This window comes from Mesorhizobium sp. M0040 (assembly GCF_040323505.1).
GTDB lineage: Bacteria > Pseudomonadota > Alphaproteobacteria > Rhizobiales > Rhizobiaceae > Mesorhizobium.
Genome location: NZ_JAMYVA010000003.1, coordinates 170,195 through 190,720, shown reverse-complemented (window position 1 = coordinate 190,720; position 20,526 = coordinate 170,195). Strand labels below are relative to the sequence as shown.

At 62.4% G+C, this 20,526-nt stretch carries 17 protein-coding genes; 9 read left to right on the top strand and 8 right to left on the bottom strand.

What is annotated here, in order from left to right; genetic code table 11:
- The first annotated feature begins 786 nt into the window (after positions 1-786).
- Positions 787-2,523, top strand: a complete 1,737-nt coding sequence (locus tag NKJ91_RS04230; protein ID WP_352454574.1) for an adenylate/guanylate cyclase domain-containing protein — start codon at positions 787-789, stop codon at positions 2,521-2,523.
- A gap of 187 nt (positions 2,524-2,710) precedes the next feature.
- Positions 2,711-3,193, top strand: a complete 483-nt coding sequence (locus tag NKJ91_RS04225; RefSeq protein WP_352454573.1) for a GNAT family N-acetyltransferase — start codon at positions 2,711-2,713, stop codon at positions 3,191-3,193.
- Positions 3,194-3,692: 499 nt separating this feature from the next.
- Here the strand turns inward: NKJ91_RS04225 and NKJ91_RS04220 are convergent, their stop codons facing one another.
- From NKJ91_RS04220 to NKJ91_RS04200, 5 genes are all read right to left on the bottom strand, one after another.
- Complete coding sequence (locus tag NKJ91_RS04220; protein ID WP_023676454.1) at positions 3,693-4,613, bottom strand: phosphorylase family protein; 921 nt, start codon at positions 4,611-4,613, stop codon at positions 3,693-3,695.
- 14 nt (positions 4,614-4,627) lie between these two features.
- Positions 4,628-5,419 (bottom strand): ABC transporter permease, encoded by a 792-nt coding sequence (locus NKJ91_RS04215; RefSeq protein ID WP_352454572.1) that lies wholly within the window; start codon positions 5,417-5,419, stop codon positions 4,628-4,630.
- Positions 5,412-6,299, bottom strand: coding sequence for an ABC transporter permease (locus NKJ91_RS04210; protein ID WP_352454571.1), 888 nt, complete (start codon positions 6,297-6,299; stop codon positions 5,412-5,414). Before NKJ91_RS04210 ends, NKJ91_RS04215 begins: the two co-directional genes overlap by 8 nt.
- A complete protein-coding gene (locus NKJ91_RS04205) occupies positions 6,296-7,333 on the bottom strand; it encodes an ABC transporter ATP-binding protein (protein WP_352454570.1) in 1,038 nt (345 codons plus the stop codon). The genes NKJ91_RS04210 and NKJ91_RS04205 overlap by 4 nt, the downstream gene beginning before the upstream one ends.
- A 127-nt stretch (positions 7,334-7,460) precedes the next feature.
- Positions 7,461-8,501 (bottom strand): ABC transporter substrate-binding protein, encoded by a 1,041-nt coding sequence (locus NKJ91_RS04200; protein ID WP_352454569.1) that lies wholly within the window; start codon positions 8,499-8,501, stop codon positions 7,461-7,463.
- Between the two features lie 33 nt (positions 8,502-8,534).
- On the opposite strand from NKJ91_RS04200, the gene NKJ91_RS04195 reads away from it, so the two are divergent.
- Positions 8,535-9,698: a LacI family DNA-binding transcriptional regulator gene (locus NKJ91_RS04195; RefSeq protein ID WP_352454568.1), complete on the top strand. Its 1,164-nt coding sequence runs from the start codon at positions 8,535-8,537 to the stop codon at positions 9,696-9,698.
- 12 nt (positions 9,699-9,710) lie between these two features.
- On the opposite strand, the gene NKJ91_RS04190 is transcribed toward NKJ91_RS04195, so the two are convergent.
- A complete protein-coding gene (locus NKJ91_RS04190; protein WP_352451959.1) occupies positions 9,711-10,295 on the bottom strand; it encodes a TetR/AcrR family transcriptional regulator in 585 nt (194 codons plus the stop codon).
- A gap of 106 nt (positions 10,296-10,401) precedes the next feature.
- Here NKJ91_RS04190 and NKJ91_RS04185 point away from each other — a divergent pair, with 106 nt between their 5' ends.
- The 3 genes from NKJ91_RS04185 to NKJ91_RS04175 all read left to right on the top strand — a co-directional run bounded on the left by NKJ91_RS04185 (position 10,402) and on the right by NKJ91_RS04175 (position 13,258).
- Positions 10,402-11,217, top strand: a complete 816-nt coding sequence (locus NKJ91_RS04185; protein WP_352454567.1) for an oxidoreductase — start codon at positions 10,402-10,404, stop codon at positions 11,215-11,217.
- A gap of 86 nt (positions 11,218-11,303) precedes the next feature.
- Positions 11,304-12,251: an alpha/beta fold hydrolase gene (locus NKJ91_RS04180; protein ID WP_352454566.1), complete on the top strand. Its 948-nt coding sequence runs from the start codon at positions 11,304-11,306 to the stop codon at positions 12,249-12,251.
- A 5-nt stretch (positions 12,252-12,256) separates the two neighbouring features.
- Positions 12,257-13,258: an NADP-dependent oxidoreductase gene (locus NKJ91_RS04175; protein ID WP_352454565.1), complete on the top strand. Its 1,002-nt coding sequence runs from the start codon at positions 12,257-12,259 to the stop codon at positions 13,256-13,258.
- On the opposite strand, the gene NKJ91_RS04170 is transcribed toward NKJ91_RS04175, so the two are convergent.
- Positions 13,251-14,180 (bottom strand): sugar kinase, encoded by a 930-nt coding sequence (locus NKJ91_RS04170; protein ID WP_023676444.1) that lies wholly within the window; start codon positions 14,178-14,180, stop codon positions 13,251-13,253. The two genes, NKJ91_RS04175 and NKJ91_RS04170, sit on opposite strands and share 8 nt — an antisense overlap.
- 157 nt (positions 14,181-14,337) lie before the next feature.
- Here NKJ91_RS04170 and NKJ91_RS04165 point away from each other — a divergent pair, with 157 nt between their 5' ends.
- On the top strand, positions 14,338-14,784 hold the full coding sequence (locus NKJ91_RS04165) for a FixH family protein (protein ID WP_023676443.1): 447 nt from the start codon (positions 14,338-14,340) through the stop codon (positions 14,782-14,784).
- 7 nt (positions 14,785-14,791) lie between these two features.
- On the top strand, positions 14,792-15,991 hold the full coding sequence (locus NKJ91_RS04160) for a cytochrome-c peroxidase (RefSeq protein ID WP_352454564.1): 1,200 nt from the start codon (positions 14,792-14,794) through the stop codon (positions 15,989-15,991).
- A 201-nt stretch (positions 15,992-16,192) separates the two neighbouring features.
- Here the strand turns inward: NKJ91_RS04160 and NKJ91_RS04155 are convergent, their stop codons facing one another.
- Positions 16,193-16,645 (bottom strand): Lrp/AsnC family transcriptional regulator, encoded by a 453-nt coding sequence (locus tag NKJ91_RS04155; RefSeq protein ID WP_023676441.1) that lies wholly within the window; start codon positions 16,643-16,645, stop codon positions 16,193-16,195.
- Between the two features lie 162 nt (positions 16,646-16,807).
- Here NKJ91_RS04155 and putA point away from each other — a divergent pair, with 162 nt between their 5' ends.
- A complete protein-coding gene (putA, locus tag NKJ91_RS04150) occupies positions 16,808-20,419 on the top strand; it encodes a bifunctional proline dehydrogenase/L-glutamate gamma-semialdehyde dehydrogenase PutA (protein ID WP_352454563.1) in 3,612 nt (1,203 codons plus the stop codon).
- Positions 20,420-20,526 lie beyond the last annotated feature (107 nt).

The following is a 20,526-nucleotide window of genomic DNA, read 5'->3' as shown; positions in this document are numbered from 1 at the left end:
GCGAAGTTGGCCCAGCACAAAAACGATAGCCGCCGGGTACTGACGGGTCTTCGCTCACCGGGAAGCGGCACTGATAGAGGCCTAGCTGAATGAGAGGGACGTCTCTCGAAGTTAGTCTGATATTTTCAGGCATGATGGTTTCCTAGTTCACAGCAATTGCCGGCTGACGGCCGCAGTGCGACCCGTCGGGGCGAGCTTCTCTCGTTTGGGAGGGCTACGGACCATATGGTGTTGGTAGCACCGTCAATGAAGCCCGACGCCCTGCTTCTGAAGCCAATAGTTTGCGACTTAAGGCCACACCCGCGAACGCATTGGCAATCTACCATCGTGTCCCCGAGGCACCCGCCCGCCGGTGTTTGTCGGCGGCGGGGCACTGGCTTGTAGCCCCCTATGAGACGCGCTCTGCCGACACCCTCGTTCACAGTCCGGACCACCTCATGCCGGGTCGCTCTAGCCGCCAAAACCCAAATCACTCTAAGACGACCGAGTTCCGACCCTTGCAGTCGATCAGTTGCGAGCGTCGCATGACGCGATCTGACCCTGAGCTGCCCTTCGTCAGCCCATTTCACTGCGCGATAGCCGACATTCGCGGCACTCGGCACTGACCCCTTGCTGACCTTCTCCAAGACGAGCCCCAAGCGCAAGTCGTGGCCCCAGTGGGGACAATCGACAGGCGCGATCACCCTATGTAGCTGCTTGGCGATCGAGCCTCGAAGTCAACCTGATAGACTTTTGAAATGGGCGGCATAAAATTCGCTTTTCTGCTTTCAATGAAAGCAACGCGAAATGGCCGAAGAACGCGCCCAACGCCGCCTTGCCGCCATATTGGCTGCCGACGTGGTGGGCTACAGTCGACTTCTGGACCTGGACGAGCAAGGAACGTTGGCCGCTTTAAGGAGGAGGAGGAAGGAAATCCTCGAACCACTCGTCCGCGACCGTCATGGCCGTATTGTGAAAGTGATGGGTGATGGCGTTCTGGTCGAGTTCGGAAGCGCGGTGAACGCCGTGTCATGCGCCGTGGACCTTCAGAAGCGGATGGCGGCCGCAAACGAGGGTGTGATCGCCGACCGGAGAATCTACCTGCATATCGGCATCAATCTGGGCGATGTCGTTGTCGAGGACGGCGATCTGTTCGGCGACGGCGTCATTGTCGCAGTGCGGCTCCAGGCAATGGCCGGGGCAGGAGATGTCTGTGTGTCCGGCAGCGTCTACGACCAAGTCAAGCGGAAGCTCGATTGCGGCTTCGACGAACTTGGTCCGCAAGCGATCAAGAACGTCACCGAACCAGTGTCTGTCTACCGGATCCGGCTGTCGACCGCATCGGACGATGGCGGGCTCGCGGAGAAAGCGCCTCTGCAGCTCCCCGCCAAGCCCTCCATTGCCGTCCTCCCCTTTACGAACATGAGCAATGATCCGGAGCAGGAGGCATTTGTCGATGGCCTCACCGAAGACTTGATCACGGATCTGTCGAGGACAAGCGAGTTGTTCGTCATCGCCAGCAACTCGGCATTTGCATACAAAGGCAGGCACGTGGATGTGCGTCGCATCGCGCGAGAACTGGGAGTTCGCCATCTTCTTGAAGGTAGTGCACGGCGGGCCGCTGGACGGGTGCGTATCAACGCCCAACTGATCGACGCGATCGCGGGTGACCACCTTTGGGCCGAAAGATTCGACCGGAGCCTAGAGGATATCTTCGCCGTTCAGGACGAGGTGACCGGCAAGATTGTCGAGGCTCTGGTTGGCCGCCTGACCACCGCGCCGGCGCGCAACAGACCGAGCAACCTGGAGGCCTATGATCTCTGTGTGCGTGCCCGGGTCCTTGGCCTGCAAACGGCGCTCACCGCGAAAGAGGCCATTTTGCTGCTAGACCGGGCAATCGCGCTCGACCCGGAATACGCGGAGGCGCACCGTTGGCTGGCACTCAACCTCTGGCTGGGCTGGGAGTTCTGGGACGAACCGATGGACCCCAACCGCGCAAGAGCGCTCGCCGAAGCACAGCTGGCGGTCGAACTCGACCCGAACGACGCCGGGAACAGATGGGTATTGGGCGTCATACTTGGACATGAGAGTCGCTGGGTGGAATCGGATGCCGAATTCGATGCTGCCCACGAGTTGGACCCCAACCACGCCGACGCTTGGGCAATGCAGGCCGAGTTGACGACGGAAAAGGGCCGACCTGCCGAAGCCATAGAGCAGGTCCGCAGGGCACTGCGACTCAACCCTCACCCGCCCGGTTGGTATTACTGGATGTTGGGCCAGGCCCAATATGCCATGGGCGACTACGAATCCGCGATCCAAACGCTGCGCAGGCCCGAAACCTATCGCACGACTTCACGACGCCTGCTTGCAGCAAGCCTTGCGCAACTTGGCCGTTTGGAGGAAGCGCGCTGGGAGGCGAAAATGTTCATGATAAGCAATCCGCACTTCACTATCCGGCACTGGTCGGATTCGCAGCCATTCCCAGCCGAAGACGTGCGCCGGCATATCGTGGAAGGTTATCGCATGGCGGGGCTGCCAGAATGACTGTCATTGGTTATACCTTCGGCCTGCTGTCGACAGGCGTCCCAAGGCTGCCGCAGCAGCGAATATTTTGGTCTTCTGACGGAACGAAATTCGCCATATCGTGCGTTTGTTTCGCCTCATGGTGTGCTTGAACATGGCCAGTGAAGATTTTCGGCACCGGATAGCGCGACGCGAGGACCTCGCCTTCATGATTGCGCTCATGGATGCAGCGATCTCCGAACTCCAGAAACCGTTTCTCGACGATGACCAGATCCGATCCAGCCGCGCAATCATGGGGCTGGACACGCAGCTTGTCGATGATGGCACCTATTTCGTCGTGGAGCACGACGGCGTCCTGGCAGGGTGCGGTGGCTGGAGCCGGCGCACGACCATGTATGGTGGTGATCAGTCACCGGGACGCAACGCGGCACTGCTTGATCCAGCCACGGACGCGGCGCGTATCAGAGCCATGTATACGCATCCGGACTTTGTCCGGCGAGGCGTCGGCCGCCTTATCCTTTCACTGTGTGAACGTGCCGCTAAGGCTGAGGGCTTCCGCCGTGCCGATCTGGCAGCCACGATGGCAGGAGAGCCGCTCTATCGAGCCTGCGGCTACCAACCCGCCGAGAAATTCGTCGATGACCGTGGCGGCGCTCCGGTTCCGATCCTGATGATGAGCAAGACGCTCTGAGCTACGCTCAAAGGCCACTCGCTCGCGGCTGGCACTCGCTCCGGCCAGTATGGCAGGAGGAGGATGCTGGAGATTGAACCATGCCATCTCGAACGAAACAGTACTTCGCCTGTACTTCCGCTCCATGGTCGAGTCGCGACCGACGTGGAGGTTTTCGCGAACGTCTCGAGATGGCGCACGTGGTAGGGTGGCGCGTTGAGTTTAACCGGATCAAACGACCATCCGCTTCGGGTCCGCATCAGGTCGTAGCGAGAACGACCGCAATGGTGAAGCGCCATGATTGTCAGCAAATGGCGCTCTGTGCTCATTCCCGCCGACTAATTCAAACGGCAAATTCCGCCCATCCGGGCCATTGGCGGCAGCCAGTCTGATTGAGTTTTGATCCTAATCCTCAAACGCCGCCCTCAGCGTTTCGAACGTCGCAAACACGCCCAATGCAGCGCCCTCGGGATTCTTGGTCGGCGGCAGAGCTTCAGCTATCCGGCGCACCAAGGTCGTCTCAGAACCGGCTGGAGCGTTCTTTCGGCTGAGGCGACTTCAAGCCGTGACAGGAGCATTCTGGATCAGCGGGAAGTCGCGCGGCGGTCTCCAGCGCGACCCGCGAGGCTGTCATGGAGAGACTGGGCAACACGTCCTCCTGCAGCAATTTCTGGCGATTGCGATCCATATAGTCGTTGAAGCCCGCCGTCACGAACGCGCAAGGCACGAAACACGCGCCGATCTCGCGCGACAAGGTCGCCTCAGGGGCGATGGAATGGTTGAGTACATCCGCCCCCATGCCCCGATATGCCAAGGCTTCGGCAGGCGTTGTCAGCCGGGGCCCATAACAATGGGCAGCCACCAACTGCTGTTCGATGCCATAAACGCGGCATTCGGCTGGCCAATGACGGCGGGCCGTTTCGACCAGAACCGCCGCACATCTTGGACACACGATTTGCTTGCCCGAACAGTCAAAGCTCTGACGGTCAGGAAGCAGTGAAAACGGGGTCTGCGTCAGTTCGATGATGTCGGCGGTCACCACCATGTCGCCCGGCTGGATCGCCTTGTTGACGGCGCCTACAGTCGAGCAGGCGAGAACTTGCCGTACACCCGCCCGCATCAATACCCAGAACGCGCGGCGATGGCAGGAATGGTCGATACGGTCGCGGGGATTGCCGTGCGAATACATGCACAGCGCGCGTTTTGCTCTCCCTTCCGCTGTGATCGACGCATCGAACTCGAGCAGCTTCCAGTTGTCGGTGCGACCGAAAGGTGTTTCAAAACTCATGTCGCGCCGCAAGGTGCGCACACCATCGAATTCGACATCTTCCGGGAAGGCAAGCCCCCAGTTTGCCGACCCGGTGATGATGGCCAACCCTACCTGAGGGATGTCCGTCGAATGATCCGTCAGATCGTCGGCTGCATGGTAATTGGTGGGCATGTTTCCAGTCTCGGTCAGGATTTTTGGCGAAGGGTCACAATCAGGACCACGGCCACGACGATGGCGGTCCACAATGTCGAGATCGCCGCAATGGTCGGATCGATCTGATCGCGCAGCGACAGGAACATAAGCTTCGGCATCGTGCTGTTGCGACCACTTGCGATGAAGATCGAAATCACAGACTCGTCGAGCGAAGTCAGGAACGCCATCAATGTCGCCGACAGCAAGCTGATCCGAAGTTGCGGAACGATGATTCCGCCAATGGACTTGGCCCAGTTTGCACCGAGGCTGCGCGCCGCCTGAACCTGGTTCCAGTCAAAGCGGGCGAGAGCGGGTAGCAACACGATGCAGGCGACCGGAACGGCCAGCACCACATGTCCGACCAGCACACCGAATAGCGTTCCGATCAGATGTTGTGCGGCCAACACAAAGAAGAGACCGATCGCAAGCAGGATACCTGGGGTGATCGAGGGGGTCAGCAGGACGCTCTGGATGGCCGCAGCGGTCTTTCCGCCCAGCCGATTCATTGAAATGCAGGCGAGCAGCGCGAAAGGCACCGCGATCGACGCCGTCAACGTCCCAAGGATCAAACTCGTTCTGAGAGCGGCCATCCACGTTGCCGAGCCGAAGAAGTTCTCGTACCAGCGCAACGAGTAGGCGTGCGGCGGAAACTCGAGGAGATTCGACGCCGAAAAGGAAAGCGGCACCACCACGAGCGTCGGCAGCATCAGAAATGCCATGACAAGAGCGGCAAAGCTCCAGAGCAAAATGCGGGCGAGCCTGTTTTGCGGATAGGCTTCAAGCATGGGAGGCTTCCACGGTGTTCTGGGCCACCAGACGGCGTGCCGCCAGCAACATCACACCGATCAGCGCCATAAGAACGAGGAGCAGAATGCCCAGGACGCTTGCCGACCCCCAGTCCTGAAAGGTCGATAGTGTACGCTCGATCCGGGTAGAGAGCGGATTTACCTTGCCGCCGCCAAGCACCGCCGGCGTGATGAAAAAACCTATGGCGTAGATGAGGACGATGATCGAACCCGAGAAGATGCCGCCCGCCGAAAGCGGCATAATGACTGTGCGGATGACCTGCCTGAGAGTGGCTCCCATGCTCGCAGCCGCGCGAATGAGATTTGGGTCGATATCGCGCATCGCAGCATAAACAGGCAGCAGAAAAAGTGGCAGCATGTAGTGCACCATGCCGATGAGCGTTCCCGTGAAGTTGTAGACCAGCGGCAATGGCTCCGCCGTCAGCCCTGAACCGGTCAAAGCCGCGTTGATCAGGCCGTCGCGCCGCAAGAGCACGAGCCAACCATAGGTACGCACCAGAATAGAGGTCCACAGCGGCAGCATGACGAACGCCATGAGCACGTTGGCCAACCTTGGTCTGACGCTGGCCAGCGCCAGCGCCAGAGGAGTACCGAGGAGTATGCAGCCCGCCAGCGTACCCAAGGACAGTTCGAGGGTCGTGACGAGCGCCGACCACGTCAGTCCGCTCGAAAGGACCTTCTGGTAGTTGCCGACGGTGTACTCACCCCCGGTGGTCAGGAAGGATTGCCGGATGATCCAAAGGATGGGCAGTATCGCCGCCAGTCCAACGATGAACAGCGCCGGGAGCGAAAGTGAAAGAAAAAACCGCCGCTCGCGCCGCGCATCCGCCGCGAGCGCCGGGTCCCGGACGACGGTCACGCCATCGCTCCCGGTATCGCGTGAACCTTCGCTGCTGGTGCATATGCGGTCATCCGCTGACCGGCGGCAAGCTCGGCGCAGCCGCCGGCCAGCGCTGCCGGAATGCAGACAAGAACCTCTTGCCCGCCGTCAAGCGCCAGCGTCAAAAGCCAGTTCTCGCCGCGGAACGCTTTGGCGCGCAGTATTCCTTCGAGAGCCACTCCGTCTCCCCCGACGAGCTTCGCATCAAGATGGAAGCTTTCGGCGCGGATCATCAGGGTTTCGCGTGATGCTTCGGCGCCGTCGATTCTGCGCGCCGAGCCCGGGGCCACAATGTTGGCCTCGCCCATGAACTCCGCGACGAAGCGGGTCGATGGACGATCATAAATCCGCTGCGGCGTATCTATCTGCTGGATGCGGCCAGAGTTCATCACCGCAATCCGGTCAGACATAATCAGCGCTTCGCGCTGGTCGTGGGTTACATAGATCGTGGTGATCCGTAGATGATCATGCAGACGCCGGATCTCATACTGCATGGTCTCGCGCAGGTTCTTGTCGAGCGCCGACAGCGGCTCGTCCATCAACATCACGCGCGGTTCGAAGACGATAGCCCGCGCCAATGCCACCCGTTGACGTTGGCCGCCGGATAGTGCGGCAATATTGCGCTCCGCCAGACCATCCAGCTTCACGCGGGCCAAGGTATCAAGCGCCCGCTGACGCGCCTCCGCTCTCGGTACCTTGCGCAGCACCAACGGATACGCGACGTTCGCCAGGACATTCATGTGGGGAAACAAGGCGTAATTCTGGAATACTATGCCGATGTCTCGTTTGTTGGGCGGCAGGCGGGTGATGTCTCGATCGCCCAAGAAAAGTTTACCGGAATCCGGCCGGACAAAACCGGCCAGAGCCATGAGTAACGTGGTCTTGCCCGATCCCGATGGCCCTAGCAGCGTGAGGAATTCGCCAGCCTGAATGTCGAGCGAAACATCATCCAGTGCGACGTAGGACCCATAAGCCTTGTGCACGCTTTCGATGGTGATCGCGAGCGACTTCATCATGTGCTCCAGCCTTGAAGCGCGTCGCGTTCGACCGGCTTCACGCGACGCGCTTTAGGTTCTTGTTTTCATGCATGTCGTTGTCGCGCGCTGCACATTTTTGCGCGACATGCGTCAGAGCTGAGAGTCAGCGAGCCATCATTTCATCGAAGGCTCTTTGGGCAGCCTCGCCATTCTTGACCCACCATTCTGAATTGGAAAACACCGAAGTGCCAGCATTTTCAGGCGCGGTCGCAAGGGTCTTCAGACGGTCCTCGGGAATAAGGCCACCCTCATATGCCGCAGGATTGACTGGGCCGTAGGCAATGAAATCGGTCAGCTTGGCAACCCGCGCGGGCTGCGTCATCGCTGCGATGAGCTTCATCGCGGCTTCCTTGTTCGGCGCTCCCTTCGGCACCCCAAGACAGTCCGTGCCGATGACCGAACCCTTGAACGTGTAGTCAGCCGCGCCGCCATCGGCTTTCACGGTTTGGGCGCGTCCGTTCCAGGTAATGACCAAATCCGCCTCACCGTCTTTCAGCAACTGCGCGGACTGGGCGCCCGAGGTCCACCACACGGCGACATCTGGTTTGATCGCTTCAAGCCGCTTGATGGCGCGCTCTAGCCCTTCCGGGGTGCTGAGCACGGAATAGACGTCCGCCGGTGCCACGCCATCGGAGAGAAGCGCGATCTCGATCGAGTCTTGCGCATTGGCGCGCAACGCGCGACGGCCAGAAAATTTGGCAACATCCCAGAATTCCGCCCACGTCTTCGGCGGGTTCTCGCCATAGGTCTTGGTGTTCCACGACATGACGGTGCCATAGGAGTCGAACGGATAGCAGTAGTCGGACTTCGCGCCGTCCGGCACGGATTTCGGATCGATGATCTTGTAGTCGAGCGGCTCCAGCAGCGATTGTGCGGCCGCCTGGGCACCTTCCGGCGAACCCAGGTGAATGACGTCGGTCGTGACCGCACCCGAGGTGACCTGCATCTTCAGGGCGGCCAGGCCGTCGCTTAGGGTCTCCTCGCGGACATCATAGCCAAGCTCTTTTGCAGCAGGGCCCCACATGGCTTCCTTCATGGCGTTGCCATAGTCGCCGCCTGCGGTGGTGATGGTGACCGTCTGCGCATGCACGGGCAGGGCAGCCGAAATTGCGAATGCTGTTAAGGAAATGCGTAGCCAGGACATAGGTTCTCCTCCCCAACTTTTATGGAATATCGCTTGAAAGAGCCATTATTTTGTAATCGTAACGTTACGATTGCATCTGAATACGCCGGAGTCAAGCTCCTTGCTGCGGGAGTTTGGATTGACCGGGATGTCGAATTCGGTAACGTTATGGCGGTCAGCAAATCAGCCGGCGCTTTCGCAAATGAAGTCGGGCGAACAATGGCCAATCTAAAGCAGATCGCCGCTGAACTTTCCCTGTCGGTGACCACCGTATCCCGCGCTCTGAAGGATGGGCCGGAGGTGCAGCCCTCGACCATAGCCCGCGTCAAGGAGGCGGCTAAGCGGGTCGGCTATTTACCAAATCATCATGGTCGCGCGCTCAAAACCGGTCGAACGCAGACGCTGACGGCCGTACTCCCGATGGAAACACGAGACCATCTGTCCGATCTATTAAAGCTTCCTTTAATCGAAGGCATGACGCTGGCGGCGCGGCAAGCCGGTTATAGTCTGTCCATCTATTCCACCACTCCCGACGACGATCCCGTTGAGAGTGTGCAGCGGCAGCTTCAGGCGCACAGCGCAGACGGCCTGGTCATCACGCGCCTGGTGTCGGCTGATCCGCGCGTCAAGCTGCTGCTGGATAAACGCATGCCGTTCGTCGCGTTTGGAAGAACCGACCTGGATATCGCGTATCCTTACGTCGATGTCGACAATGAACAGATTGCCTACGAGGCGACCCGGCGGCTCATGGATAAGGGCTGTCGACGTATTGCGCTGCAACTTCTCGTTCCGGAGGACCAGGCGAGTGCCACGCGTCTTTCCGGGTATGGAAGGGCAATGGCCGAGGCTGGCATTCCGATCGACCCATCGTTGATCGGTCATGGCATGTTCACCATGGAATCGAGCGCAGGCTGGTTCGATCGCTTGCTGGCGTCATCAGATCCGCCAACGGGCTTGGCGTGCGCCAACGAACTGGGCCTTCTGGGAGCGTTGCACGCTCTCGGCAAGCGGGGTCTTACACCAGGCCGCGACGTCCACATCGTCACCCGTGACAGCACACGGCTGGCACGCTTCCTGCCGGCAAAGATCGGAGTTCATTCCGTGGATATGGCGGGTGTTGGACGCAAACTTATCGAAGTCCTGGTTAGCCGGATCATCAATCCGCTTGGGCCGGTGGAGACAGTCTTGGTGCAAGGCAGATTCGAGCCGGCCGAATAATCCGGGCTGCCATCAGGAGGCCACCTCGTCTTGAACCGGCCGGATCAGCGCCTTTGCGGCAGCTGCTCCCGCCGCTAGGATACGATCCGATAATTCCGTTCCTTCCACGGCGCGCGCGAGTTGAAGCGCGCCGATGAGCGTTGCAAACATGCCCAACGCAGCGCCCTCGGGATCGTTCGTCTGCGGCAGAGCTTCAGCTATCTGGCGCACCAGGGATTGAGCGCGCTCGGCATAGAGGGCTCGCGTTTCAGGCGGCTGCCGCGCGATTTCCGGCAACAACGCGGCCGAAGCGCAACCCTTTCCAGGATTGTCCCGGTGCTCGGCCGATAGATACGTCTCTATGGCCATTTCCGGACCGCCGGCGGCCAATGCTTCCTGCACTTCATGCGACTGCGCGTCCAAGGCCGCCGCCACGCTTTCACGGACGAGCTCCGCCTTCGACTGGAAGTGCGGATAGAAGGCGCCGTTCGTCAGCCCGGCGTCGCTCATGATGGTTGCCAGCCCGGACGCCGCGATGCCGTCAGATCGAAAACGTTCGGCGGCGACCTCCATGATCCGGCTGCGTGACGCGTCTTTTCGGCCCTTTTCGTAGCGCATGGTCTTTCTTTCCTGTCCTGTTATTGCATTATGCTCATAATCTGATATTACGATCATAATTCAATTCGCGGAAATAAGCTAGACGTCTCGAACCTGGAACATCAAAATGAATGGGAATTCTGAAAAGACCGCAATCGTGACCGGAGCCTCCTCGGGCATCGGCCGCGCCAGCGCCGAGGCCTTGGCGCGGGCGGGTTTCACTGTCTTCGGGACAAGTCGCCGCAAGACCAGTAATGGTCCGGGCGGAGTGACCATGCTGGCATGCGACGTGACCGATGATGCGGCCGTCAATGCGCTCGTTGCCAACGTGCTCGCGCAGACCGGCCGGATCGATCTCCTGGTCAACAATGCCGGTGTCGGTCTGCTAGGCGGCGCCGAGGAATCCTCGGTCGCACAGGTACAAGCCCTGTTCGACGTCAATCTGTTCGGCGTCATGCGGATGACCAATGCGGTGTTGCCGTCGATGCGGCGGCGCGGCGAAGGGCGCATCATCAATATCGGCTCGATTCTGGGACTGGTACCCGCGCCATACTCAGCTCATTACTCGGCGGTCAAGCACGCGCTCGAAGGCTATTCGGAATCGCTCGACCACGAGGTGCGCGCCTTCAACGTCCGCGTTTCCGTCATCGAGCCGGCATTCGTGCGCACCGTCTTCGACCAGAACGGCATCGAGCCGGATTCGCTGTTGAAGGAATACGATCGGGCTCGAGCCGGGTTCAAGGCGCTGCTGGGCGATGTGATGCCCAAGGCCGATCGGCCGGAAGTGGTGGCGGATGTGGTTGTCAAGGCAGCGACCGATGCCCGTCCGCGGCGGCGCTATACCGCTGGCAAGGCAGCGCGCCAGGTCAGCCTGCTGCGCCGCTTTGCCCCCGCGGGGATTTTCGACAAGAGCCTGCGCAAGCAGTTCCGACTGCCGGTCTGAACAACGGTGAGCCAGAGGATTTCACGCGCATGCGACTAGCAACCACAACACGTTTGGCCAGGCCCTACGAAACGGAGGCGCCAAGCATGATACATAGATTCAATCATCTACCCGGTTCACCGGCATTGTTCCAGGACGCGCCAACGCTCTCGATCGATGTCGGCGGCACAGCCTTTGCTTACAGGGAACTCGGGCCCAGGGCGGGCGTGCCGGTGATCCTGCTCAACCATCTGGCTGCTCAGCTGGACAATTTTGATCCGCGCATCGTCGATGGCCTCGCTGCGACCCGGCGGGTAATTGCCTTCGACAATCGCGGCATCGGTGCTTCGGGTGGCAAAACTCCGTCGACCATTTCCGGCATGGCGCGGGATGCAATCGCCTTTGTCCGGGCGCTGGGGTTCGAAGAAGTCGATCTCTTCGGCTTTTCACTCGGCGGCTTCGTGGCGCAAGAGATTGTGCTGACCGAGCCCAAGCTTGTGCGCAAACTCATCCTGGCTGGCACGGGGCCGGCCGGTGGGCAAGGCATCGACAAGGTGACGCCGCTGACGATCGTGGACATGATCAAGGGCGCGCTGACTTTTCGGGATCCGAAGTACTATCTCTTCTTCACAAGAACGCCGAATGGGCGCCGCGCCGCAAACGCATTTCTGCAACGGTTGAAAGAGCGCCGGAATAACCGGGACAAAGCGGTATCGCTGAGCGCGTTCGGCGCGCAACTCAAGGCGATCAAGGCCTATGGACTCCAGGCGCCTCAAGACCTGAGCACCATCCGCATTCCCACTTTGGTTGCGAATGGCGACCAGGACAGGATGGTGCCGAGCAGCAATACCTACGATCTCGCCGGGCGTATCCCTGGGGCGCATCTGGTCATCTATCCGGATGCCGGGCATGGCGGGGTATTTCAGAACTACGCCGATTTTGTCCCGAAAGCCCTGTCCTTCCTCGAGGCTGAGGCCTTGCCGCAGGGCGGCCATGCAGCTGAAAACGTTCGGCTTGTTTCGTCCCGAACAGCAACAGACATTCTTAGAAAGTAACTGCCATGAAGGCATTCGTTGTCGATAAGTATAATAAAAAGGGCACCCTGCGGCTGGCCGAAATGCCGGAGCCGGAGCTCCAGGACAGCGATGTCTTGGTCGAGGTCCATGCCGCAGGGGTGAACCTGCTCGATTCCAAGGTCAAAACCGGAGAATTCAAGCTCATCCTGCCCTACCGCCGGCCCTTCATCCTGGGCCACGACGTGGCTGGGAAGGTTATCCGCGTGGGATCGAAAGTCAGCAAGTTCAAGGCCGGCGACGAGGTCTATGCGCGGCCGCGCGATGGCCGGATTGGGACATTCGCCGAATTCATTGCCGTGAATGAGGCCGACGTAGCCTTGAAGCCCGAGAATCTCAGTATGGAAGAGGCGGCGTCGATTCCCCTGGTCGGTCTCACCGCCTGGCAGACGCTCATCGAACGGGCAAACCTGAAGAAGGGACAGAAGGTCTTCATTCAGGCTGGTTCCGGCGGCGTCGGGACATTTGCTATTCAGTTAGCCAAGCACCTCGGCGCGACCGTTGCGACAACCGCGAGCGCGGCGAGTGCCGATCTGGTCAAAAGTCTCGGCGCCGATGTCGTCGTCGACTACAGGAAAGACGACTTCGAGAAAGTTCTGTCGGGCTACGATGTCGTCTTGAACAGCCAGGACGCCAAGACACTGGAAGAATCCCTGAGCGTGCTGAAACCGGGTGGCAAGCTCATCTCCATCTCCGGTCCACCGGATCCCGAATTTGCCAGGGAAAAGGGACTGAACTTGATGCTGAGGCTGGTGCTGCGCTTCCTGAGTCGCGGAATTCGTGCCAAAGCCAAGCGCCGTGGCGTGCAGTTTTCGTTCCTTTTCATGTGGGCGCAGGGCGATCAGCTGAGCAAAATCACCGCTCTCATCGAAGCCGGCGCGATCCGCCCGGTTGTGGATCGGGTCTTTCCATTCGAAGCGACCAATGACGCTCTGGCCTATGTCGAAACAGGACGCGCCAAGGGCAAGGTCGTCATCAAGGTCAGATAGCAGTTGCCTCGAACGCAGCCTTGAGCGTCTCGAACGGCGCCAGGGCGCCGCGCACCTGCACGACGGCGGCGGCGACGCGATGGGCGCGCAGCACCGCCTCTGCCGGGGCATGGCTGGCAAGGCGAGCGGCGAGATAGGCGCCGTTGAAGGAGTCGCCGGCGCCGGTGGTGTCGACCGGGGTGGCGACGTGTACCGCCGGCACCGATTGCAAGGTTCCGTTTTGCGCGATCAGCGCCGGTTCCTCGCCGTTCTTGACGACGACTTCGCCGACCAGCTTTCGCAGCCGTTCAGCTGTTTTCTGCGGTGTCGTATCACCAAACAGCATCTGCTCGTCGGGAAAGGTCGGGAGCGCGATGTCGGCGACGGCGAGCGCCTCGAGGATCGCGGCCTGCGCTTCCTCGCTTTGGCGCCATAGCCGCGGCCGGTAGTTGGGATCGAAGGCGATCAGCGAGCCGGCCGCGCGCGCCTTGGCCACGGCCGTCAGCAGCACCGTGCGTGCGTCGTCGTCGAGGATTGCCAAAGTGATTCCGGAAAAATAGACAAGCGCCTGGTTTTCAAGGCTTTTCTGCAAAGCGGCTGGGTCCGAAGCCAACTGCCTTGCGGCCGCATCGGCCCGCCAATAGGTGAAAGAACGTTCGGCGCCGGTCAGCGTGATCGCGTAGAGGCCGGGGCGGGCGCCCGCTATCACCGGGCTGGCGCCGATGCCGATGCCGTTCTCGGCCAGGAACTTGATCTGGTCGCGTGAGAACGGGTCGTCGCCGAAGGCCGACACATAGGTCGCCGGCCGGTCGCCGCTCAAGGCATGCAGCGCCCATAAAGTGTTGAACGTGTCGCCGGCAAAGCCCATGCGCCAGTTCGGCCCGGCCTGGCCCGAAAGCTCGAGCATGCACTCGCCGATCGAGGCGATGCCGTTTCCTGCCATGAAGCACTCCTCCATCCTGCAATTGCGGTGCTGTAGCTTTTTGCAACCGGCAGCGCCATGCTTGGCAACGGCGGATTCTTGCACTGGGCGCGATTTCCCACAGGGGCGTGGGACGCGATCTGCCCAGCGAAACGTTATCCGCAGAACAGGAATGGGTTTGGCATCGTTATGGCGTTATCTTCTTGGAGGCCTCGGCCTGGCTGCCTTGCTCGCCGGCGTGCTGGCAATCGTCTATCTGACGGCGCCGCGTGCGCCGCAACCAAGCTCGGATGTAGGCCGTTCCAAGACGACGGCGAACAAGCTGTTCGTGGCGACTTTCGAGCCCGAGAAAGGCGTCATCCGGCAGGGCGAACTGGAATCCTGGCTGCTCACGCTCAAAACCGTCGAGGGTGCGCCGGTGGAAGGTGCTGCGATAACGATTTCCGGCGGCATGCCGCAGCACAAGCACGGTCTGCCGACCAGCCCGCAGGCGACCGATTACCTCGGCGAGGGACGCTATCGCATCGACGGCGTGAAATTCACGATGAGCGGGTGGTGGCAATTGCATTTTGCCATCTCCGCCGCGGCCGGCTCGGACACTGTCGTCTTCAACGTGGTGCTGTGAGCCATAGATGAGCCGGTTTTCCAGTCTTCTCGCGTTGGTGATGGTGGCGGTGCTCGCCGGCTGCGGCAGACCGGAGTTTTCCGACGCCGAGAAGCAGACCATCGCCTCATTGGCGCTGTCGAGGCTGCCGCCGCTGAAGCCCGATACCACCAATCGCTTTGCCGACGTGCCGGCCGCCGCGGCACTCGGCTCGACGCTGTTCTTCGACACCGGGATGAGCGGCGGCGGCACGGTATCCTGCTCGACCTGCCACAAGATCGACCGCCAATTCCAGGACGACCTGCCGCAAGCGGTCGGCGTCGGCCGCACCAACCGGCGGACCATGCCGCTGGCCGGCGTCGCGCATGATCCCTGGTTCTTCTGGGACGGGCGGCGCGACAGCCTGTGGGCGCAAGCGCTGACACCGCTCGAAAATCCGCTGGAGCAGGCCGGCAACCGCGCCGCCTTCGCGCATTACATCAAGGCCCGCTTCGGCGAGCGCTACGAGCGCATCTTCGGGCCGCTGCCGGACCTTTCGGGCGTGCCGGCCAATGCCAGCCCGCTCGGCACCGATGCCGAGAGGGCGGCCTGGAACGCCATGCCGGGGGCGCAAGCCGAGGAGGTCAATCGCGTCTTTGCCAATATCGGCAAGGCGATCGCCGCCTTCGAGCGCTCGATCGCGCCGCCGCAGACGCGCTTCGACCGCTTTGCCATTGATTTGGTGGCCGGCGCCAAGCCGAAAGGCGACGCCGCCTTTTCGTCGGAGGAAATCCTCGGCCTGAAATTGTTCATCGGCAAGGCCAATTGCGTGACCTGCCACAACGGCCCGCGTTTTACCGACGGCAGCTTCCACAACACCGGCGTGCCGCCGGTCGCGGGCCTGCCGCCGGATCGCGGCCGCGTCGACGCGGTGGCGCAGGTCGAGGCCGATCCGTTCAACTGTTTCGGCGCCTTTCGCGACGGCGATGCCGCCGCCTGCCGCGAGTTGCGTTTCATGGTCAAGGCCGGGCCGGAACTCGTTCGCGCGTATAAGACGCCGTCGCTGCGTGGTGCGGCCGCCCGGCCGCCCTACATGCATGCCGGGCAGTTTTCCTCGCTGGACGAAGTGGTGGCGCATTATTCGAAGGCGCCGGCAAGTGTCGAAGGCGTGTCCGAGGTCCACCCCCTGCAGCTTTCGGATCGTGAGCGGGCGGCGCTGGTGGCGTTTTTGAAGACGCTAGCGGAGTGAGGGTGGCGGGGTAGCGATCCTTCGCGCCCCCCTCTGTCCTGCCGGACATCTCCCCCACGAGGGGGGAGATTGGCAGCTTCGGTGCGCCGTTCACTCCTGCGACGTTTAGAGATTGGCGAAAGCGGCAGTGACAACCGATCTCCCCCCTGGAGGGGGAGATGTCCGGCAGGACAGAGGGGGGCGCTGTCCCGCCGGCGTTTCCTACCGGTCCTTCACCGTCTCCATCGCGACAAACGTCGAGGTCTGGGCTACGTGCGGCAGGGCGGAGATGCGCTCGCCGAGCACGCGGCGATAGGCGGCGATGTCGGTGGTGCGGACCTTCAGCAGATAGTCGAAGCTCGATGCCATCATGTGGCACTGCTCGATCTCCGGCACCGCCTGCACGGCGCGGTTGAAGGCGTCGAGCGCGGCCGAGCGGGTGTCAGACAGTTTCACCTGGACGAAGGCGACATGGCCTTCGCCCATGCGCTCGCGGTCGATGATCGCCTGGTAGCCCCTGATGAAGCCGTCCTTCTCCAGCCGTTTGACTCGTGCCTGCACCGGCGTCTTCGACAGGCCGACTTTCGCCGCCAGTTCCGACATGGAAAGCCGGCCATTGCTGCCCAGAGCCGATAGGATGTTCCTGTCGATCCGGTCCAATTGGTCTTCTGTCACTGGATTCCTGGTCGAATTGGAGGTGATCAGTCCTAATGATAGATCGATCGATCTGTTCTGTCGACTTCTTTGGACCAACTGCGATCCCTACTTATGTTAGCTTGCGCCGTTCGGTCCGGTGACCGCCGGCCCGCTCCCTTATGCTCGCTCTACAGGACCGCCATGCCAGCGCTCGACACCATCCGCCAGCAAATCCGTGCCAATTATTTGCCCGACGAAGACCAGGCGGTGAAGCGGCTGGCCGAGGCGGCCGGGCTGTCCGCGCAAGACCGCAACGCGATTTCGGCCCGTGCCGCCGATCTAGTGCGCGCGGTGCGCGGCTCGTCCGATCCGCGGCTGATGGAGGTCTTCCTGTCCGCCTATGGCCTCTCGACCAAGGAGGGCGTGGCGCTGATGTGCCTGGCCGAGGCGCTGCTGCGGGTGCCCGACACCGAGACGATGGACGACCTCATCGCCGATAAGATCGCGCCGCACGACTGGTCGGCACATTCGGGCGGCTCGAGCTCGATCTTCATCAATGCGTCGACCTGGGCGCTGATGCTGACCGGCCGCGTGCTCGACGAGGGCGAGGGCGGCATCGAAGGCACGCTGCGCGCCATGGTGCGCCGGCTCGGCGAGCCGGTCATCCGCAAGGCGGTTGCGGCGGCCATGCGCGAGATGGGCGAGCAGTTCGTGCTCGGCCGCACCATTGCCGAGGCGGTCAGGCGCGGCCGGCCGATGACGCAGAAGGGCTATCTCTATTCTTTCGACATGCTGGGCGAGGCGGCCCGAACCGAGGCCGACGCGCTGCGCTATCTCAAGGCATATGCCGATGCCATCTCTTCGCTCGATGCCGGCGCCAACGGCCCCGACATCCGCCAGAACCACGGCATCTCGGTCAAGCTTTCGGCGCTGCATCCGCGCTATGAAGCGACGCAGAAGGAGAAAATGCTGCCGGTCATGGCCGAGCGGCTGTTGTCGCTGGCGCTGGCGGCGCGCCATTCGCGCATGGGCCTCAACATCGACGCCGAGGAGGCCGACCGGCTCGACCTGTCGCTCGACGTCATCGAACGGGTACTGGCCGAGCCGGAGCTTGCCGGCTGGAACGGCTTTGGCGTCGTCGTCCAGGCCTACGGTCCGCGCGCGGCCTTCACCGTCGACTGGCTCTATGCGCTGGCGAAGAAATACGATCGCACCATCATGGTGCGGCTGGTCAAGGGCGCCTATTGGGACACCGAGATCAAGCGGGCTCAGACGCTCGGGCTCGACGGCTATCCGGTTTTTACCCGCAAAGCCAACACCGACGTCTCCTACCTGGCCTGCGCGAAGAAGCTTTTGTCGATGACCGACCGCATCTACCCGCAATTTGCCACCCACAACGCCCACACCGTCGCCGCCATCCTGTCGATGACGACGGAGCGCGATACATTCGAGTTCCAGCGGCTGCATGGCATGGGCGAGGCGCTGCATGAGACGGTGCGTCGGGCCGAAGGCACGCGCTGCCGCATCTACGCGCCGGTCGGTGCTCATTCCGACCTGCTCGCCTATCTGGTCCGCCGGCTGCTCGAAAACGGCGCCAATTCCTCTTTCGTCCACCAGCTTACCGACGAGGAAGTCGAGCCGGAGGATATTGCTCGCGACCCGCTCGAAACCGTCGAGAAACAGGGTCCCGCCGCCAATCCGGCTATCCCCCGCCCGCCGGCGATCTTCGGTGCGGCCCGCCGCAATTCGAAGGGATTCGACATCACCGATCCGGTGACGCTGGCGGCGGTCGACAAGGCCAGGGCCGAGTTCGCCGGGCCGGACCGCTGGCACGCCAAGCCGGTCAGCCGCGCCGCCGGCTACGGCAAGCAGCGTCCGGTGGTCAATCCGGCAAAACCTTCGGAAGTGGTCGGCACGGTCAGCGAGGCCGGCGCCAAGCAGGTCGAGACCGCCGTGCGCATCGCCGTCGAGGCACAACCGGCATGGGCAAGACGCCCGGTCGCCGAGCGCGCTGCCATCCTCAACCGGGCGGCCGATCTCTACGAGGCGAACGCCGTCGAGTTCTTTGCGCTCGCCGCCCGCGAAGCCGGCAAGTCGCTCGCCGACGGCGTTGCCGAGGTGCGCGAGGCGGTCGATTTCCTGCGCTACTATGCGGCCGAGGCCGCCAATGCCGAGGCGGGCACCGAGGCGCGCGGCGCCATCGCCTGCATCTCGCCGTGGAATTTTCCGCTCGCCATCTTCACCGGCCAGATTGCAGCGGCACTCGTCACCGGCAATTCGGTGATCGCCAAGCCAGCCGAACAGACGCCGCTGATCGCCTTCCGCGCTGTTCAGCTGCTGCGCGAGGCCGGCGTGCCGGAAGACATCATCCAGCTTCTGCCCGGCGACGGCCCCACGGTCGGCGGCCCGCTGACCGCCGATCCGCGCATTGCCGGCGTCTGCTTCACCGGCTCGACCGAGGTCGCCAAGCTGATCGAAAAGCAGCTCGCCGACACCGCCGCGCCTGACGCCATGCTGATTGCCGAGACCGGCGGCCTCAACGCCATGATCGTCGATTCCACCGCACTTCCCGAACAGGCGGTGCGCGACATCCTCGCCTCCGCTTTCCAGAGCGCCGGCCAGCGCTGCTCGGCATTGCGCATTCTCTACGTGCAGAAGGACGTCGAGAAGAAGATGCTTGAGATGCTGAAAGGCGCGATGGAAGCGCTCAGCCTCGGCGACCCGTGGCGGATATCGACCGATGTCGGCCCGGTCATCGATGACGAGGCGCAAGCGTCGATCCGTGACTATTGCACCAAAATGGGCCTGCAGGGCCGGCTGATCGCCAAGCTCGAAGCGCCGAAGGACGGCCGCTTCGTTGCGCCGCACGTCTTTCGGGTCAAGGGCATCGAGGAGTTGGAGCGCGAGGTGTTCGGGCCGGTGCTGCATGTCGCCACCTTCGATGCCGACGAGATCGATGCGGTGATCGCTGCGATCAACCGCAAAGGCTATGGCCTGACCTTTGGCCTGCACACCCGCATCGAAGGCCGCGCCCAGCATTTCGTCGATGGCATCCATGCCGGCAACATCTACGTCAACCGCAACCAGATCGGCGCCGTCGTCGGCGCGCAGCCGTTCGGCGGCGAGGGCCTTTCCGGCACCGGGCCGAAGGCCGGTGGCCCACATTATCTCCGGCGCTTCCGCAAGGGGCCGGAAGCCGGCACCCATCTTGCCGAAGGCCGCAAGGTGACGGCGACCGAGCTCGCCGACAATCTGCCGGACCCGGCCTTTGGCGGCTGGTCGACGCGGCCGGATCGCGTCGCCATCCTGAGGAAACATCTGCGCGGCAAGGGTGCCGCGGCTATCGGCACTGCCGCCGGCATCGATTTCGGCCAGGTCGACCTGCCCGGGCCGACCGGCGAGGCCAACACGCTGTCGCTGTCGCCGCGCGGGCGCGTGCTGTGTCTGGGTCCCGACGCGGATACGCTGCTTGCGCAGACGATCCAGGCGCTGGCCGCCGGCAATGCCGTGCTCGCCGTCGCACCCGGCGCGCCGGCAGCGCTGTCGGCGCTGACCGGCAAGGGCCTGCCGCTGGCGGCCATCGACGGCCGGCCGGACCCGGTCGAAGCGCGCTCGCTGCGCGTCGATGTCGTTGCCTTTTCCGGCACGCCCGAGGCCGCGCGCATCGTGCGCAAGGTCATCGCCGAGCGCGCCGGCCCGATCGTGCCGCTGATCAGCGAAGTCTATTATCCGGCCGCCTACGCCCACGAGCGCGCCGTCTGCGTCGACACCACGGCGGCGGGCGGCAATGCCAGCCTGCTGGCCGCGGCCTGAGGGTTTCGCCAGGGCTCGCGTGTCGCGGGCAGGGCAAATCGCTTGGGGTTGCGCTGTCCCTCACCCTTACCCTCTCGCTGTGAAGAACGGGGAGAGGGGTCGCCAGC